This is a genomic window from Candidatus Tisiphia endosymbiont of Stenodema calcarata, from assembly GCF_964030695.1.
Lineage (GTDB): Bacteria > Pseudomonadota > Alphaproteobacteria > Rickettsiales > Rickettsiaceae > Tisiphia.
Genome location: NZ_OZ034911.1, coordinates 1,009,907 through 1,028,594 on the forward strand (window position 1 = coordinate 1,009,907; position 18,688 = coordinate 1,028,594).

Here is an 18,688-nt window from a genome sequence, read left to right on the forward strand (position 1 = left end):
TTAAAAGCTACAAGTAAATTATAAGAAATAATCGACAATAAAGGAATTAAGAGTTATGTCATATCAATATGTTTATGTTATGAATGGTCTAAGTAAGACTATCAACGGTAAACAAATCTTAAAGGAAACGTATTTATCCTTCTTACCAGGGGCAAAGATTGGTATTATTGGTCCAAATGGTGCTGGCAAATCTACTCTTTTAAAAATTATGGCAGGTATTGACAAAGAATATGACGGTGAGGCGTTTGTAGCGAGTGGGGTTAGAGTTGGCTATTTAGCTCAGGAGCCGCATCTTGATCCTACTCGAAATGTTTTTGATAATATTATGGAAAGTTTAAGTGAGAAGAAAGCTTTAATCGATGAATTTAATGAAATAAGCTATAAATTTGCTGAGGAAATGTCAGATGATGAAATGAACGAACTTCTAGCAAAACAGGCTGATCTACAGGAAAAAATAGATAGTTGTGATGCTTGGAGTTTAGAGAGGGAAATAGAGATTGCTATGTTTGCATTAAGGTGTCCAAATAAAGATGCCGATGTTACAAAAATCTCAGGTGGGGAAAAAAGACGAGTGGGGTTATGTAAACTTTTACTAGAAAAGCCTGATATGTTATTACTCGATGAACCGACAAATCATTTAGATGCTGAATCGGTATCTTGGCTAGAAAATTATTTAAAAAATTATAAAGGTACTGTAGTAGTTATTACCCATGATCGATATTTTCTTGATAAGGTAACGGATTGGATATTAGAGGTGGATCGTGGTAGATGTGTTCCATGGCATTCTAATTACACTACTTGGCTCGAGCAGAAGCAAGCAAAATTAGAGCTTGAAGATAAAGAAGAAGATGATAGGAGTAAACAATTAAAAAGAGAACTTGAATGGATACGTCAATCACCAAAAGCTAGACAATCAAAAAGTAAGGCTAGAATTAGTGCTTATCAGGATTTGTTGACTAAACAAAAAGAACAAAGATCCGGCATTGCACAAATTATTATACCTAATGGTCCACGCCTAGGCGATTTAGTTATAGAGGCAGAGCATATAGCAAAGAGATACGGTGATAAGGTGTTGTTATCAGATTTTAGCTTTAAGGTTGTTCCAGGAGCTATTGTTGGTATTATAGGTCCAAATGGAGCAGGTAAATCTACTTTATTTAACATTATCACTGGCAAAACTGATCCAAATCACGGCTCTATTAAATTAGGACAAACTGTTAAACTTGGTTACGTTGATCAATCAAGAGATGATTTAGACGATAACAAGACTGTGTGGGATGAGATTTCCTCAGGTCTTGAAGAGTTACAACTTGGTTCTAGATCAATGAAAAGTCGAGCTTATTGTGCAGCCTTTAATTTTAGGGGTGGAGACCAACAGAAGAAAGTAGGGCAACTTTCTGGTGGTGAACGCAATAGAGTGCATATAGCCAAATTACTAAAAGAGGGAGCTAACGTTATATTACTTGATGAACCATCGAATGATCTTGATGTTGATACGTTACGAGCCTTAGAAGATGCGATTTTGGATTTTGCTGGATGTGTATTAGTAATAAGCCATGATCGTTGGTTTTTAGATAGAATAGCAACACATATTATTGCTTTTGATAAAGATGGAAATGCTACATGGTTTGAAGGAAATTACCAAGATTACCATGATTATATGATTAATTTAACAGGGGAAAATATTATTAATCCTAAATATCGTCATAAAAAGTTAGTATAAACCTCAATTTTGGATTAAAAGCAGAAGAGTATACAGCAGAAATAGAATTATGAAGAGGTCTATTATGTCTCTAGGAGAAATATTAGTGGTTATGTTAGTAGCACTGATAGTAATGAAACCAGAAGATATTCCAAGCATTATAAAAAAAATCCAAGAATTTAAATTATACTGCTCAGCTATCAAAAATCAAGCATTAGCCTATATTACGAAAGACTTAAAAATTGATAATAATATTTTAGAGAATAAAGCTGAGCTGTTGAATTTTTATTTAGAAAGAATCATTAATATCCAAGGATATTATGATGGTAATTATTCTCTAGATGAGCTTAAAGCAAAGTATGATGAGCTTATAAAAATAAAAAGTACAAAATATGTACAAGATTGTAAGAAATAATGAATTTATTGAGTATATAAAAGATATATTAGCACCTTTCGGTCAAATAACTACTCGTACGATGTTCGGTAGTTATAGCATATATAAAGATAGAGTGATAATAGGGATTATTGCAGAAAGTGAGCTATATTTTAAAGCAGATAGCTTCACCGCTAAATATTTTAAATCTTTTGGCTCACAGCCATTTACCTATAATAGCAAAAATAAGCTGGTAACTATATCATATTGGAAAGTATTACCTGAGATTTTAGATCAAGAGGAAGAACTTGGAAAATGGGTCTCTATGGCATTTAATGTATCTATTAATTCCAAGAAAATACCTCATGCTTTAAATCATTGAGGTAGAATTGTGAATTATGAAGGACACCAAAAATCTGATATTGTATTTACTAACCTCAGTTTTGGATTAAAATTAAAAATATTAATTTAACAATCAGATGCAGAGCCGTCTCAAATCTGATTGTTTCTATAATTTCACCGAATTTGGTATACTCAAATGATTTGAAGAATTGGATTTGCAAATGAATGGTGAGCATGCTAAGCGTACATATAGTATAGTTACGCATGCGAATCCATGATATTTTCAAAAAACAATTCGTAGGAGCAGAAGAGTATATAAGAATTGACAAATTCTTATTCCAAATTCGCGTAAGTGGCAAACTGCTGTATTAAATGCAGCATAAATATGTTAAAATCACTAAATATATTACAGTTTTACAAGTTCTGTACTGTCTGCAGTAGTGCCTTTTAAGGGCAAATCAAACTCCATGGCGAAAGTGGATTTTTCATCATTAGTGAAACAGCCTTCTGAGACTAATGTACGCTTCCAAATTTCAAGAAACATTTCAGGTGAGCAAGCTTCTTTAATATCTTGTAAATAAGTACGTTTTTCAAGAAAATTCAAAACCGGGAAGAAGCTCGAGCTATCTAATAAAACATGTTTAGGCAGACCTCTATAACTATCTACGGTAACCTGCTGCAACTCTTTATCAGAATAAAGATGCCATAATTCAGGCATTAATATGGTTTCTTCTTGATAAAAATGCAGAAGATTGTTAGACAAAAACTTATCATATAAGGAGCAGATATGGCAGCCTTGTATAACCCGTTCTTCATCATCCACTGTTTTTATCGCATTTTCAAAAATCCCCTGAAACTCCATCAGCTCATTTTCCTGGTCGTAATGTACTTGTTCAACATGCTTATGCACGGTTGATCCTTTTTCATTAAACAATGGGGTAAAATATTTTTCTTCTTTTTGTGCATGCATTTTTAGATCAAATGCAATATTATTAAAAGAATCTTTAATACCAATTACAGCTGCTATTTTTCGAAAATCTGTTTTACCTAGCTCCTCTCCGAACTGGTACAGCTTCTTACGAATGAACTTATGTACACTTCTATACAGATCATATCTTAGCATTTGATTATATTCCTTAACTAAATTAGAGGATTAGATTGATCATAGGTTTGAAAAATAACGCGATAGCATTTCTGTATTTGCATATTAATAATTTTTATGAATGTTAATTATCTGCATCATAACATATTATTTAAATGTTATCACTACCTATATTACTGTTCCGCCTATTATTAATTTATTACATCGATAGTTGAGGTTATGTTATAATCTTCTGAAATCATCTAATTCTAATTAGGTATAGCTTGTTTAAGAAAATACTAAAAATAAAATTTGTTTTTGTAACTATTACATTGATTTTGCTGATCAGCGGAATCAATTTTTGTATATTTTACTTATTTGTACCTGGTTTACTTGCAGAAAGTAAAACTCTAATAATTAAGCCTAAGTTGTCGATTGATCAAATTACTACGATATTAAATGATAACAAAATCATTAAATATCCTTATTTATTTGCATTTCTTACAAAAATATATTCATTAAAACATCCTATAAAAAGTGGGGAATATACTTTTACTCAAAATATTTCTCCAATGCAAACTTTAAAAATATTGTCCAGTGGCAAATCGATTATTCATAAAATGATTATACCTGAGGGTCTGCTTGTACATGAAATAATACAAAAGATTAATAATGAAGAACGCTTAATTGGTGAGATTCTAGGAACAATTCCTGAAGGATTTTTAATGCCATCTACTTATTTTTTTTCATATGGTGATCAAAAAGAGCAGATCATTGATAAAATGCGAAAATTAATGTCCCTGCATCTTGACAAAGTCATGGAAAAATTATCACCCAATTCCCCATTAAAAACCCGTCTTGACGTCTTAATTTTAGCGTCCATTGTGGAGAAGGAAGCTAGCTTAGACGCAGAAAAACCTTTGATTGCTGCTGTATTTCTAAATCGCCTTACCAAACATATGAAATTGCAAGCAGATCCAACGACGATTTATGCTATAACACTTGGGCAAGATAAACTAGCAAGGCGATTAACTAAAAAAGACTTAGCTATCCAATCACCCTATAATACATATTATGTCTTTAATTTACCACCTGGAGCTATTTCTTGCCCTGGAATAAAATCTTTAGAAGCTGTAGTAAATCCTGCTAAAATTGATTCATTATATTTTGTTGTTAACATTATGGGAGGGCATAATTTTTCCAATAACCTTAACGATCACAATAAGTACGTTGAGATGTATCGCAAAAGTTTAAAGGAGCATTAAGTATGGACAATACTGAATTTGCCAAATTGGCTGAAAAAACAATATCTTTAATTGCCGATACAATTGAGGCAGAAGATAAGAATTGTCTTATCGATATTGATTTTCAAGGTGATATTCTAACCCTAACTACTAACCAAGGAGTATTTGTTATTAACAAACACTCAGCTGCTAAAGAAATTTGGTTATCTTCACCGATTAGTGGTCCTTACCATTTTTATTATGTTGCTGGTAAATGGAAATCAAAATCCTCTGATGATCTAATTGTTATTTTAGAGCAGGAGTTAAAAATTAATATGCTAAATTATATCTACTAGTTGTAGCTATTAGTTGTTATCTTAGATTTAAGGAATAATGTCTAAGATTCATGATGTTATATTATTGTATTCTTTACTTAATTCTCTAACTGTCCAAATCCATATGATACAGATTATACCAAAGACTACCATTAAATAGATAGAGATGGATTGAAAAGTTGCAGAAGGCATAATAATAAATATTAAAGATTGGAGAAATGCACTTGTTGACTTTCCAAGCTTAGTGCCGATTATGTCGGCAGCTGCCTTACCTTTTGTTTTAAGTTCAGTATCTAAAGGAACATATGACATTTCTTTAGTAGAATCAAATAAAGTATACTTACTTGATTTACTTAGCACATTATTGATTAGTCCCATTGTAATAGCAATCAAAGAAGGGTCGGTTAACATAAAGCTAACCACAATTAAGGCAGCAAATCCATCAAAGTCGGATACTGCAAAAAATAACATACCAGTTACAAAAACCATTATTGGCGTTATAATTGCTGCTGTAAACCAACCCAACCTTCTTACAATATTAGAACCAAGAATAACAAATAGAATAGTAAATATGCCAGTAATACTTAGATAGTTGCCAACAAAAGCAGCGAATTCAGTTGGCGTTTTATAAATTTTTGCAGCTGATGCCTTCCAAGGTCCTTCAACTAAATTTATAGCTATGCCATAGCAAATAAGTAGTGTAGCAATTAGTCTAATATATCTTGAAGCGATAATCATTTTAAAACTTTCCACAAGAGTTATTGATTGCTTCTTGACCGAAAATTTCAGTTGTTCTACCTGATCTTTAGCTAATATTTTATGGTTTAACATCCAAAAAGTTGCCACTGCTATTATACCAAGAACAAGTACACAGACTAAGATAATTTGTACTGAAAGTTCTGTATTTGTATGTTTTAAGTCAAAATTTCTAATTAAATATTGATTGAAATAAGCTAAATTTTCTAAAAACTTGCCTGATATGTAAATACCTGTTTGTGCCAAGAGTCCAAATAAAGGATAAAATCTTTTCGATTGTTCTACCGAAGTGACATTATTAACAAACTGCCAAAAGAGTAATGCAAACATCACACCTGGCCATAATTCTGCTATAATATAGAATAGGGAAAAACTCCAATTAGATAAAAGTAATATAAACCACTTCAAATTAGGATAAGACTTTATTAAAATGCTTGCATGCTCACTACTCAAATGAAATATTGTATGATTAGGAAAAATATAAAAAGCAAATAAGGCAAAAAATATTAGAAAAATTGACAGTATAAGGTAGAAGATATTTTCACCTTTCATGTTATTTACTAATTTTACATAGATCATCATGACTAGAAATGAAGAAGGAAGAACACCCCAAAATTTGAGAAATGATACAGTTTCAGTACCAATCATAGTATTAACAAGGCTGTCTTTTAAGGCTCTGATAATGTTTTGTATAAACAAAATACAAAACATCAATAATGTTATATATAGAAATTTGGATAATTCATGTCTTTCAACAGGCCAAATATATTCTAATAATTTATTTGTTAATTTTGAGGGTGAGGATGTATTGTGAGTTATAGAAAAATACGAAAGAATTCTAGAAATGACTGCCATATAAGGCCCAACCTACTTATTTATTGGCTAGGGCTACATATTAAAGCTTATTGTCTTTAGTGTCAAGAAGAATAAGCACGAATTTGAGCAGGGTAATTAAAAATTATAATCAATAGTTGATATAAACATAAGTTTAACTGCTCCTGATATCATTCTTATACTAAAAACGGGAATCCATAATATCTAATAGCCTTTGCAGGTTATTTTTTAGATTCCCGCTTTTAGCTAGGAATGATCGTTTTTGCCTAAAACCTTCTAGAATTAGATATACGTGACTACGGCTCATCCATGCTACTTTCAAAAAATAATTCTTGAAAGCAGCGAAGAATTGATACTAATATTAGACCTCTTGCAGAATTCGCTTCTGCTAGGGAATTTGTAGGAGGACCGGAACCTCGACCCGCAGCGTACTCAAACGTCACACTACTGGACAAAAAGGTTAGGTTGGTTGCACAAAGTGTAACTTAAACAATTTTATGATTAAGGAATCAAAAAATTGCTTAGAACGACTATAAGCTTGTTTAATTGATCTTATACCTAACTGTAGTACAGAATAACTCCTACATCCTAGCGTTTTCTTCATTTTTATCGGTTGCTCTTGCTCTCCAATTGCTCCTATTTTTATTGCCATTGCATATGCTATAAATAAACATTTTATAAAATTCTCTAATCGCACTTTACTCTTTATATGCGTATCTTCCATTCTAAAACCATTACTTTTGCACCCTTTAAAGCCTGCCTCGATATCCCATCTCTTCCGATATATTTCAGATCCGTTTGACATGTTCTTACTGTACACTATCGATAGATATTCTCCGCTTGCTAATTTGATATGATCAAATTTCACTGGGACAGAATAAAACCTTGTAGAAAAATTTCTTATCTTTGTTTCTTTCATGCTATCGATCCTAATCCATTGACCTTCTTTATTAACTATTCTATTTGTCCTTCTCACCCTTAATGCATAATTAATATTTTTATTGTGAAGATAGGTAATTAATTTCTCATTATCAAATTCCCTATCTCCTAATATTCCCTCTATCTTTTCCTTACCAAATTCCTCTATAAATTTCGATATTACTGCAATTTGATCGTCTGCCGTACATGCTCCTTTATAAGGAATTATTTTATATATTAATGGCATAACAATTTTATTATATGATACCGACAATACTAATATATTTCTTATCTCCTGTCCTAATTCCCAAGTGGTTCTATCTATTGATAAAACCACTTTCCCTTGAGGAATATAATTTTTCATATACTTATAATAATCATCAATATTGATATTGTCTTCTTGAAGAAATCTATATACCGCTTTTATTTTTGAATCTAATAATTTATCTCCTTCTATTTCTTCTGCCATATTTTTATATTTGCTTCCTCGACACAACATTAATGATTTTATTATGCCCTTGAACGTGTTTAGTCTTGTATCTTTCATCTCAAAATGATTATATAGTAATTCGGCTAGTAACATAGAGTACCACAGATTTTTTTGTGTTCAATCTAAAATACTCTATTTACTAGCTCTTGCAACCACCCCATCTCTTTTGTCCAGTAGTGTGACTCTAATGTACGTGAGGATTCGAGTACCGCATCGACGTACAAATCACCAGCAGAAGTAGAGTTTCGAAGCAGGGCTTTAAGGCAATTAGCGGTACTGAGTAATCCAAACAGTTTTACTAATCAGTTAGACCTAATGCTAGGAGTTAAACCACAAATACCGTCAGTTGACCGTATCCTTGGTGCTTATCGTGCTTGGAAATGTATGGTAAATCTTGGCAAGGTGGTACTTTCTTCAACCCCTGATATGATAAGTTTTGTCAGTGAGTTACAGAACAATGGCATACCACTACTTCAGTCTTATGCTAATTTATTACAAGTGGCGGCTACAGCCTTTAATGGTAAAAAGAAAAAAGAGCTTGCTAGTTTGCTTGGTGTGGCTGTAGATTCACTGCTTATTCACAGTCATTCTCGTTTTGCAGGAGAGTATCCAGTATCTGGTAGCATATTTAAACTTACCAATGCATTTTTTAAACTAAACTTTATGGAATGGTGGGATAATACTTGGAAATCTACAGTTGGTAATTTGTTATCGCATAATTTAGCATCACAAGTCAATAAGCCCTTTAATTCGCTATATCATAATTTACAAACTTTGCTTAATAGATATGGGATTAATGAAAGTAATTGGCATCTTTATCAGCATTTAGTACAGCAAATAGACAATAAGCCATATTTAATACCTGATATGGCACTACTACCTGATCATTTACTAGAGCAACATTTACAACAACAAAGTGCTAAAAGTACAATTAATAGTCTCGATATAACTAGATTAAAGCAGGATTTGACCAATAATTTACGAAGATATTTACTTGATCGGGTTGATACAGCTATTGCCACTCCGCATACTGCCGAGAAAAATGCCGTGTTACTCGGTAATTTAGGCATTAAGGCAGGTTCGCCAGCTGCCGCGGTGATTCAGTGTATAATGCAATTCAAAACTTTTGCCTATACTTACATTACTAGACCGTTAAAATCAATAACCATCGATCAAATACCAACCCACCAACAAATAGGTAGTGGCAATTTGTTGGATTTAGCAACATGGAAGGATATTGCTAAATCAATGAGAAACCCGACTACTATTAAAATGTTGTTTCAATTATTACCGGGTTCTATAGGACTTGGTTACTTATCGATCAATGCTAAAAGGTTGGTAGAAGGGAAAGAATGGATTGCACCAAACGAAGAAGGAGTATTTATGGCATCCTTATTACAGGGTGGTGGTCTTGGATTATTTGGGGATTTTTTCTTTAATGAGTATGATAGTTATAATAATTTGCTTAAAGCTTTAGCAGGAACTATGGGTAGTGATATTATTGATTTTGGCACAATAGTTACTTTAATCAAAAATGGTGAGCTGGATAAGGCAGAAAAGTTGCTTAAAAAATCTCTTCAAAAAAACATCCCGGGTCGTAATTTATTCTATCTACAACCCGCTCTATGTGGCTTCCATGACTGTCATAACTTGAATTGGTAGGAAAAAGAATGCACATAATAATTGAAAATGACCATAAGGCAAAACCATTTGTAAAATGGGCAGGGGGAAAAAGACGTTTAATAAAAGAATTATCTTCAAGAATACCGCAAACTTATAAAAGCTATTATGAGCCATTTGTAGGAGGTGGAATCCTATTGTTTGCTCTTGCTCCAGCTAGTGCGACTATATCAGACATAAACCGAGATTTAATCACTACATATGCTGTGATTAAACATAAACCTCAAGAATTGATAAAGCTATTGGCAAAACATAAAGTAAACCATTGTGAAGAATATTATTACAAAATCCGAAAACAATTTAATGGTTAATGATATAGAAATTGCTGGACATTTTATATATCTTAATAAAACCTGTTATAATGGTTTGTATAGAGTCAATAACAAAGGGGAATTTAATGTGCCTATAGGGAAGTACAAAAATCCAGCAATAGTTGATGAGACAAATATAATAGCTTGTAGTGAATTTCTACAAAATGTTGATATCAAACATCAAGATTTCAGCAAAATTTCTCCCAATAAAGGTGATTTTGTTTTTTTTGACCCTCCCTATTATCCTATAAATAATAAATCGTTTACTAAATATACAAAATCTGATTTTACAGAAATAGACCAAATAAAACTTTATCAAAAATGTAAAGAGTTAAACGATAAGGGTGTATATTTTATGCTTTCAAATTCCAATATTCAGTTTATAAGGCAGATGTATAAAGATTTTCATATAGAAATTATCGAAGCACCAAGAAATATTAATTGTAGAGCTAATGCAAGGAAAGATGCAGAAGAGGTTTTGATTAGGAATTATATTTAGCTAGTTACTAATCTGTACTAATTGAGCTTTATAGTTTCAATTTAACAGATATTGATTACTTGCCAAATAGCTCCTCTTCCTCTGAAGCATTTCTTATTGTTTCTATTATTCCGGACTTTCATCTTGAATATCTATTTTTAATAGCTCGTTAATTTTACTGATAGGTAAGCCAGTCATTGTAGCGATTTCCTTAACAGCCCTTCCTTTTCTCATTAACATTCTTATTAATTTAGCTTCTCCTCTAGCTTCTCCTCTAGCTTCTCCGATTTGGATTCCCTTAGCCTCACCAATTTCAAAGCCTTCTAGAATGCCTTCTTCTTTCCAATGTTGTGCCAAACTACCCATAAGACTTGTACCTGTTTCCTGATTTAACTTACTTGTTAATAGCTTTTCTAATTCTAGTTTATCCTCTTTATTTATTCTTGTCAACGTATAGCATAGTAGCAGCTCTATATAGTTATAGCCAATACTTACCTTGACTAGTTCAGGTAACATATCGGCTATTTCTTGCCATTTTTTAAGTAGATCGCGTTCTCTTATATGTTTTGCAAAAAACTCAAATATCCCAGACCACACCCTTTGCTTTAACTGCTCATCAGGAATATCATTAACATTAACTATTTGATAATCATTTGTCCAAATCTCTTTAGCTAGTAGGTTATCTTCAAAAAGTTCCCACAAATTACGAGAGGCATTATAGTTCCCCGCACCATTAAAAAATATTAGTGGGTATATTAATGGCAAAGACTTTGCCTTAGGATTTGCAGTTAAATATCTATCACAGATATTTAACATATATCGTAACAAACGGAATGCCATAAAATGATCAGCCGAACTTTGATGCTCAATGAGGAGAAACAGATAACCGTCCTTACCATCAAACTTAGCAGAAAATAACACATCAGAGATAGAATCTCTTAGATTTTGCTCTATAAAACTGGTGTTTTCAAATTTTAAACTAGGAAAATCTATCAGAGCTTTAATATGTTTAGGCAAATGAGCGTTTAAGAATTCATGTGCTACTAGTGGATTTTCCATTACTTTGCGAAAAATTTGGTCATGCTTCAAATGTTTAGTAGTCATTTTACCTACCTAATTTTAGAGAGTTCCTTAATGTGTTTTGACATAAAAACTTTTAACAGGCAACAGTTTTTTCGTTTTGTTATATAGTTTTTGAGTAACAAATATTTGCTAAGTTAAGTTGAAAAACAATTTAACTTATATTAGTGAAAATATGATGTAAAAATATCACAAAACTTGATGCAAATTGTGATTTTTTATGATATAATAACTCCCCTACAATACAGATACTACAGGGGATTATATGGGAAAAATACGAAAAATTGTTGTCGAATTTAACAGATCACAAGATATCGATAATCTTAGAACAATCATGAAAAATGTTCATGCAAGTAATAGTGATCATTTACCGGATATCGCTAAATTTCACTTAGGCGATAAGATTTTTATACCAAATCAAGTAGAAAAAGCAGAGCTGCACATAGTAACTGCGAGCGGCACTGAGATTAGAACATTTCCTAAAGCATCACTAAGCTTTTATTTGGGTACTGGGCATCCTTTCACTAAAATATCCATGAATTCTAAGGATGAAGGTAATTATATCGTCCTGCCTTGGAATTTAGGCAACCGAGTTGGTAGAGATAATCTGAAGAACCTAAATGAACGTCTTCGAGCCAGCAATATTAAAGGGCTAAAATATATCATCTGTGTTAATAGTTCTGACAACCTAAATAGCCTTAGTCTTGAGAATAGTAAAGATTTAAGCCAAAGCCTAACCTCGCTAGCTAGTTTACACCTATCAGATATTGCAGCAGAAGATGAAACTGAAGGTTTGCTTAATAAAATAGGTGATTTAGAACAACAGCTAGTTGCACGAGATAACGTTGTTAATCAAAAACAAAATGAGAATACTAATTTACTCAGACAAGTTGAGCAAAAACAAGTACAGATTAATAGTTTAACTACGCAAGTTAATAACTTCACTAATCAGATTTATTACAAACAACAAGAGATTAATGGTTTAAATAATCAAATAACAAATTTAAATAACAAAATAACACAATTAAGTAAAAATGAGGTTTCTTGGGATAGTAGGGTTAAAAATCAGACTCTCTTTGAATTCGTAGGTTTTACCGGGCAGTTAAAAACTGTAATCGATCCCGTTAATGGAACTATGACCTTTAACGTAATTTAACTGTAATAATTTAAGTATATTAATATGTTAGCACTAATATCAGGCTTGTTAGGATTTTTCAGTAGTTTTATACCGGAGATTTTGCATTTTCTTAAAGATAAGAAAGACAAGGAACATGAGCTGAAATTAATCGGTCTGCAAATCAAAGCTTCAAATACTATCCATAGTGCTAGACTTGAGGAAATCCAAATTCAGGCTGATAATGATGACAGTAAATATCTGTATCAATATGCCGGTATGCAAATAGCCAATAACAGTAGTAATAATTGGGTGGATTTTTTATCTAGCACTGTTAGACCAATGATTACTTATGTATTCTTTCTGCTCTATGTAGCATTAAAATTAGCTATCGTCATAAAATTTGGTGCATCAGTTGACACTATATGGAGCAGTGAGGATCAAGGTATATTTTGTGCAGTTATTGGTTTTTGGTTTGGTCATCGGGCTTTTGGCAGATACCGAGTGAATGGTTATGGTAACAATAACGGTTACACCTATGTCAACGGCAGTAGTAATGGTAAAGTTAATGGATACAAATATTAAACTTGCTGCAAATGATAGCAATAGTAAAGCAGAATATATCATTAAAATCTTTGAAAGCTTGAAGCTACAACCATATTACTGCCCAGCTGGTTTAAAAACTATCGGCTGGGGGCATGTGATAAAAGAGTACGAACAACAACAAATGTCTGATGGTATATCGCGAGAACACGCTGATTACTTGCTAGAGCAGGATATAGAACAAGCCAAATATGCCATTTATCGACATTGCCGTGTACCATTAAACTGCTCACAAGAGGGAGCTTTGATATCATTTATCTTCAACTGCGGAGCTGGTGCATTTCAAGCTTCCAGTTTACGACAAAAGCTGCTACGAGGTGAATATTTATCAGCTGCTGATGAATTTCCTAAATGGGTTTATGCTAGAGGTATCAAGCTTAAAGGTTTAGTTAGAAGACGATTATTAGAGAGAGAAATATTTTTGCAAAATTAGATTATGTGAAAATTTTATAAAAAAACAGCATCATATGACAAGGATAAAAAAATGAAAGCCGCAAGGATAAAAATAGAGAAAAATCAAGATCAGTATCAAAACATTGTTAGCCAAAATGTTGTTAATTTGAGCAAAAAGAAAAATAAACCTCAGGAAATTGTTTTAAACGATACTGTAAAACAGACTTCCACTACCCCTGAGGTAATACCGCAAACTGTGTCCCAAACTATGCCCCAAACTGCCCAGCAGGCAAGAAAACACTATGCTATTTCTAGCAATAATGTTGATAGCCAAAATATTATTGAAGCAAATGACGCAATAGCTGAAAAAGTAAAAGAGCTGAATCAGTTGGAAGAGATACAACAACAGCTACTCTGCAAGGAAGATAGCTTAAAGTTAGAAGTGATGAATTATATGCAATTCCATATTTACCTAAAAAAAGGTGATAATATTCTTGTATCGTGGAAGCAAGCTACCCGCAAAACCTTTGACCTACCAAAGTTCAAAGGTGATTATCCTGAAATGTATAGTGAATATGTCAAAGAGGTATCTCCTAGACTATTTAGGCTTTATTAAATATTCGGTGATATTGTCAACTAAAAATTATCATTTCACTTTTAATATTATTTTTTCTTGCTATCATTAATAGTCAAGCTATTGATGGTAAGAAAAATGATAGGGTATCCTCAAGAACAAAGAAGTTTAAACAAAGAACAAAAAGAAGCTGTGAGGTTACTATCAATAGGCACATTCCTTGAATATTTTGATTTGATGATTTACGTTCATATGGCAGGGGTTCTTAATGAATTATTTTTTCCCAAAACTGATCCACACACTACTGCTTTGTATTCTGCAGGTGCTTTTTGTACAACTTACCTACTTAGACCATTAGGGGCTTTAATATTTGGATGGATAGGTGATAATATAGGGCGTAAATCAACAGTTATCATCACAACTTTCATGATGTCATCTGCTTGCGTTGTTATGGCTAATCTTCCTACTTACGAACAAGTAGGAATCGTAGCGGTTTGGATAGCGATTATCTGCCGGGCTGTTCAAGGTATGTCTTCTATGGGCGAAATAGTAGGGGCAGAACTTTATTTAACTGAAATGCTTGCGCCCCCAATACAATATGCAAGTGTTGGATTGATAGGGGCTTGTGCTGTCCTAGGAACAGTAGGAGCTTTGGCAATTTCTTCACTTGTTGTTTGTTATGGTATTAATTGGCGTATAGCATTTTGGATTGGTGCAATAATTGCATTTGTTGGTTCTGTTGCAAGAAAAAAACTTAGAGAAGCCCCAGAATTTGCCGATGCCAAACGTCGAATAAAAAAAGTTTTTAAAACAACTAATACAGATATAAATATTTTAAAAAACGATCCTATTTGGCAAGAAAAAGTTAATAAAAAAACTGTAATAGCTTTCTTTTTACTACAATGTGCCTTACCGGTATGTGTTTATTTTATTTATATATATTGTGGTAATATTTTAAAAACTAGCTTTGGTTACACAGTACCCGAAATTATTAAGCATAATTTTATTGTTTGTATAATGGAGTTGTTAATCACATTAATATTATGTTATTTAAGTTTAAAAGTATATCCATTATTAATCATAAAAATTACACTGCTAATATTTTCTATTTTTATGATATTTTGTCCGTATTTATTGAATAATGTTAATTCTCCTTATCAGTTATTTTTTATTCAATTTTTTATAGTTTTATGGAAACAATGCTTAAACCCCGCTACTCCTATTTGTTTAAAAAGCTTTCCTATATTTAAACGTTTTACCTATGCTAGCATGACATTTTCTGTATCTCGTGCTATGATATATGTTATTAGTGCTTTTGGTTTTGTCTACCTTGTTGAGTGTTTTGGCAATTGGGGAATATGGTTTATTATAATTCCTATAATCATTGGTTTTACTTACGGATTATTGCATTTTGAAAACCTGACGAAAATAGCTAAAATCATCCACTCAAAAAACTGTATAGTCTAGAGCCGGTATGGAGTTAATAGGCAAATTTTTGTAACATAGATTTACTAATTGTTGCTCGGCTGTTGGTATTTCTAAGCGAATACAAAGAGTTATAAAATATCCTATAGTTTCCTTAACTACCTTCAGTGCCTTTTCAGGTGATCTAGCTCCTAGAGTTTGTAAGTTGTGAATGCGATCAAAAATTTTAATCAATGCTACATCATATTTTTCTTGTTGAACTAATAAATCTAAAATCTCTTTGGAGCTAATCTTGCCGTAAGGCTTGATTCTTGTTAGAGCTTCCACTTGGCTAGCAATTAGACTCCCAAAAATTTGAGTAATCATCTCTTCGGTAAGTTTTGTATCTTCGATCGTGTCGTGTAGTAAACTGGTAACGATCATGTTAGTGTTAAATAATTGGTGAACTGCTTGAGCTGTATAGCTAGCAAACATATAAGCTACTTCAATCGGGTGTGAGTAACATGGTTCACCTGATTGCCGCATTTGACTACCATGATATTTCTTAGCATAATAGATAGCTTTGATAATTTCTCTGATATCTACTGGGTGAGTTACTTTTTCATTTAGTGAAATCAATTTACTAAGTAACTTAGCAGAATATTCGCAAGATTTAAACTTGATCTGCCAATTGTTAATATCTTCCATGAAATGCCTCTTTCGTTATTTTAATTCTACATTAAATTACACTAATATTGCCAATGATTTTGTTATATTTCTTAAGAATTATTTTGGAATTTACGCCAAAGATTTTCAATCGCCTGCTCATAAGCAATGAGTTCTGATATAGTCCAATTAAACTGGTTAAAAATATCATAGGCTTCATTTATTTCATCATTAATAGCAACTGTATTAAGTCTCTCCTCATAAAATAACTTTCTTAATTTTTCTTCCTGCGTTTTTTTATATTCTTCATGGTTGGCAATGCCAAATTCGGCTATATTATGCATCCTTCTAGTCCGTATTTGTATTTCTATGTTACGGTCATAGATATCAGCTATAACTACGAGATGCAAAGAACGGTAACCATTATCCTTAGGATCAGCAATATAGTCTTTAGTCTTTCCCATATTAACAGGATAGATATTGTAAAGAGTAACCAATACTTTGTAACAGTCATATTGTTTATTCACAATAATCCTAAAACCAATTAGGTCAGTTAATTTTTTCACCTCTATATTCTTCCTTAACATCTTTTGTAAAACAGAATAAGGGTCTTTTAATCTGTACTGTATTTCAGCTTCTACATCATTTTTTCTCAGATTAGTCCTAATATTAGCCATAATGTTACGTAAATCATTAGTAGTGCTACCTTGCATAATTAATATTATACTCTATACTCAGAATCTTTAATGTTAACAATTAACAACTAGTCTGTCAATTATCAGCAATTAATTAGTTAATAAATTAATACATATTTGTCATAAAAGACTCATAAACTATCATTCTGCCATTCCATTAGATAATTTGGTGTACAGGCATACTTTAAATATAAAGCCATATTACACTAATAATAGAAATGCTTCAATGCTTTTTTATATTATTTTTAAAAAATTAATTCCTATTTTTTGTGTTTCAGAAGACAGACACTGAGGTTAGATTAAAATCTTGCATTGGTTGTCCTAACCTCGGTGCTGAACACCACACCACGTGGCATCCTATCCCCAAATACTCTCATTAATCAGAACACTGTTATTTTTTCCCTAATATAGTGTTAAACCACCGACAAACTACCAGTCAGTTTTTTGTTGTGGATATCTATAGCCTTAATTAACCACTCTATTGCTACATCAGCAACCATTACTCCTCCCAAATCTATTATTATCTTGCTGACAACTTTATTAGCATTTAGAATTCTTATTAGTTTTATTATCCCAGTAGTACTCATAGTGTCCTCATAGCCAAAATCTATCTCTTTGATGGCTCTATTAATTTCTAGAGCCTTAAAAAGTCTAACAATCCCAAAATCATAAATCTTATTGCCCTCAAGTTCTATGTACTTTATAGTGCGATTTTTTGCTAGAAAGCGTGCTAGTATAGCTGCACCATAATGATCAATATTGTTACATTTAAGCTTTATACAATCCAATGTGCTATTAGTCTTTAGTCCTTTGATAAGCAGACTTATTCCTTTACGACCAATATTGTTGCTGTTAAGATTTATTTCACTTAAAACTTTATTATGTTGCAAAGCTTTGCTAAGCAGTCCCACCCCTTCTGCTCCAATTCCAGTATTTGCAATATCTAGAGAGGCTAGGGTTTCGTTATGTTCGAGAAGATTACTTAATGATCGTACTCCTTCTACACCAATATTGTTACACGCAATATCCAGCATCTCTATAGACTTATTATGTTTTAGAGTTTTAGCAAGCTCTCCTACTCCTTTTGCTCCTATGTTATTTTCAGCAAGAGATAGCCTATATATACTATTATTATCCTCTAAAAACATAGATAAGCCTTCTGCTCCACCATCTTCAATATTATTTCCATCAAGATTTAGTACAGTTATATTATGGTTTTTTAAAGCTTCTGCAAGTCGGCAAGCTCCTGTATCACCAATATTGTTATCACTAATATCTATTTGGGTTATAGTGTTATTGCCTTTCATCGCTTCTGCAAGTTTACATATACCTCTATTGCCAATATTGTTCTCGCTAATATCTATTGTAGTTACAGTGTTATTATTTTGCAAAAAATCCGCAATTAGCTCTATTCCATCATCGTCAATCGCATTGTTGCAAAGATATAGGCTCTTTACTGTGTTATTGTTCCTCAAAGCTCGGATAAGTTGCTTTACACCACTAGTACCAATATTATAGTTTTCAAGATTTATATCAGGCACATTTTCACCAGCTTGTAGTTTTTCAAGAAGTTCATAAAAGTTATTAATTTTAACAAGTTCAGTCATAATATTTATCCTCCAAATTTATTAGATAT

General features: G+C 32.3%; 18 protein-coding genes and 1 pseudogene. 12 read left to right on the plus strand and 7 right to left on the minus strand.

The annotated features are described in order from the left end of the window. Positions 1-55 precede the first annotated feature (55 nt). The 3 genes from ettA to ACQH1W_RS04610 are packed head-to-tail and all read left to right on the plus strand — an operon-like array spanning position 56 to position 2,457. Complete coding sequence (ettA, locus tag ACQH1W_RS04600; protein ID WP_375332606.1) at positions 56-1,723, plus strand: energy-dependent translational throttle protein EttA; 1,668 nt, start codon at positions 56-58, stop codon at positions 1,721-1,723. Between the two features lie 49 nt (positions 1,724-1,772). Beyond that, complete coding sequence (locus ACQH1W_RS04605) at positions 1,773-2,117, plus strand: DUF2672 domain-containing protein (RefSeq protein ID WP_341762857.1); 345 nt, start codon at positions 1,773-1,775, stop codon at positions 2,115-2,117. Beyond that, entirely contained in the window at positions 2,095-2,457 is a 363-nt protein-coding gene (locus ACQH1W_RS04610; protein ID WP_341762858.1) for a TfoX/Sxy family protein, read from the plus strand. The genes ACQH1W_RS04605 and ACQH1W_RS04610 overlap by 23 nt, the downstream gene beginning before the upstream one ends. A gap of 366 nt (positions 2,458-2,823) precedes the next feature. Here the strand turns inward: ACQH1W_RS04610 and ACQH1W_RS04615 are convergent, their stop codons facing one another. Next, positions 2,824-3,540 (minus strand): hemerythrin domain-containing protein, encoded by a 717-nt coding sequence (locus tag ACQH1W_RS04615; protein ID WP_341762859.1) that lies wholly within the window; start codon positions 3,538-3,540, stop codon positions 2,824-2,826. A 254-nt stretch (positions 3,541-3,794) separates the two neighbouring features. Here ACQH1W_RS04615 and mltG point away from each other — a divergent pair, with 254 nt between their 5' ends. Both mltG and cyaY read left to right on the plus strand, forming a co-directional pair. After that, positions 3,795-4,763, plus strand: coding sequence for an endolytic transglycosylase MltG (mltG, locus tag ACQH1W_RS04620; RefSeq protein ID WP_375333235.1), 969 nt, complete (start codon positions 3,795-3,797; stop codon positions 4,761-4,763). A gap of 2 nt (positions 4,764-4,765) precedes the next feature. Further along, positions 4,766-5,077: an iron donor protein CyaY gene (cyaY, locus tag ACQH1W_RS04625; protein WP_341761779.1), complete on the plus strand. Its 312-nt coding sequence runs from the start codon at positions 4,766-4,768 to the stop codon at positions 5,075-5,077. 48 nt (positions 5,078-5,125) lie between these two features. Here the strand turns inward: cyaY and ACQH1W_RS04630 are convergent, their stop codons facing one another. Both ACQH1W_RS04630 and ACQH1W_RS04635 read right to left on the minus strand, forming a co-directional pair. Continuing rightward, positions 5,126-6,667, minus strand: a complete 1,542-nt coding sequence (locus tag ACQH1W_RS04630) for an Npt1/Npt2 family nucleotide transporter (protein WP_375332607.1) — start codon at positions 6,665-6,667, stop codon at positions 5,126-5,128. A gap of 439 nt (positions 6,668-7,106) precedes the next feature. Then, positions 7,107-8,147 (minus strand): transposase, encoded by a 1,041-nt coding sequence (locus ACQH1W_RS04635; protein WP_425360959.1) that lies wholly within the window; start codon positions 8,145-8,147, stop codon positions 7,107-7,109. A gap of 222 nt (positions 8,148-8,369) precedes the next feature. Between ACQH1W_RS04635 and ACQH1W_RS04640 the strand changes: the two genes are divergently transcribed. After that, positions 8,370-9,716: a hypothetical protein gene (locus tag ACQH1W_RS04640; RefSeq protein WP_425360960.1), complete on the plus strand. Its 1,347-nt coding sequence runs from the start codon at positions 8,370-8,372 to the stop codon at positions 9,714-9,716. An 8-nt stretch (positions 9,717-9,724) separates the two neighbouring features. Continuing rightward, positions 9,725-10,544, plus strand: a pseudogene (locus tag ACQH1W_RS04645) (DNA adenine methylase). Between the two features lie 105 nt (positions 10,545-10,649). Here the strand turns inward: ACQH1W_RS04645 and ACQH1W_RS04650 are convergent. After that, a complete protein-coding gene (locus tag ACQH1W_RS04650; RefSeq protein WP_341762864.1) occupies positions 10,650-11,627 on the minus strand; it encodes an Rpn family recombination-promoting nuclease/putative transposase in 978 nt (325 codons plus the stop codon). 241 nt (positions 11,628-11,868) lie between these two features. Between ACQH1W_RS04650 and ACQH1W_RS04655 the strand changes: the two genes are divergently transcribed. The 5 genes from ACQH1W_RS04655 (at position 11,869) to ACQH1W_RS04675 (ending at position 15,754) form a co-directional block, all read left to right on the plus strand. Beyond that, positions 11,869-12,759: a hypothetical protein gene (locus ACQH1W_RS04655; RefSeq protein WP_341762865.1), complete on the plus strand. Its 891-nt coding sequence runs from the start codon at positions 11,869-11,871 to the stop codon at positions 12,757-12,759. Positions 12,760-12,783: 24 nt separating this feature from the next. Then, positions 12,784-13,302 carry a hypothetical protein gene (locus ACQH1W_RS04660; protein ID WP_375332609.1) on the plus strand — a complete coding sequence of 173 codons (519 nt, stop codon included), beginning with the start codon at positions 12,784-12,786 and terminating at the stop codon, positions 13,300-13,302. After that, positions 13,232-13,753 (plus strand): lysozyme, encoded by a 522-nt coding sequence (locus tag ACQH1W_RS04665; RefSeq protein ID WP_425360961.1) that lies wholly within the window; start codon positions 13,232-13,234, stop codon positions 13,751-13,753. Before ACQH1W_RS04660 ends, ACQH1W_RS04665 begins: the two co-directional genes overlap by 71 nt. A 51-nt stretch (positions 13,754-13,804) precedes the next feature. Continuing rightward, entirely contained in the window at positions 13,805-14,329 is a 525-nt protein-coding gene (locus ACQH1W_RS04670) for a hypothetical protein (RefSeq protein WP_375332611.1), read from the plus strand. Positions 14,330-14,425: 96 nt separating this feature from the next. Continuing rightward, complete coding sequence (locus ACQH1W_RS04675; protein ID WP_341762999.1) at positions 14,426-15,754, plus strand: MFS transporter; 1,329 nt, start codon at positions 14,426-14,428, stop codon at positions 15,752-15,754. Here the strand turns inward: ACQH1W_RS04675 and ACQH1W_RS04680 are convergent. The 3 genes from ACQH1W_RS04680 to ACQH1W_RS04690 form a co-directional block, all read right to left on the minus strand. Next, a complete protein-coding gene (locus ACQH1W_RS04680; RefSeq protein WP_375332542.1) occupies positions 15,734-16,399 on the minus strand; it encodes an HD domain-containing protein in 666 nt (221 codons plus the stop codon). The genes ACQH1W_RS04675 and ACQH1W_RS04680 overlap by 21 nt on opposite strands. Positions 16,400-16,470: 71 nt before the next feature. Beyond that, complete coding sequence (locus tag ACQH1W_RS04685; protein WP_341762871.1) at positions 16,471-17,070, minus strand: bifunctional (p)ppGpp synthetase/guanosine-3',5'-bis(diphosphate) 3'-pyrophosphohydrolase; 600 nt, start codon at positions 17,068-17,070, stop codon at positions 16,471-16,473. 395 nt (positions 17,071-17,465) lie between these two features. After that, entirely contained in the window at positions 17,466-18,659 is a 1,194-nt protein-coding gene (locus ACQH1W_RS04690; protein WP_341762872.1) for a hypothetical protein, read from the minus strand. Positions 18,660-18,688: the final 29 nt, after the last annotated feature.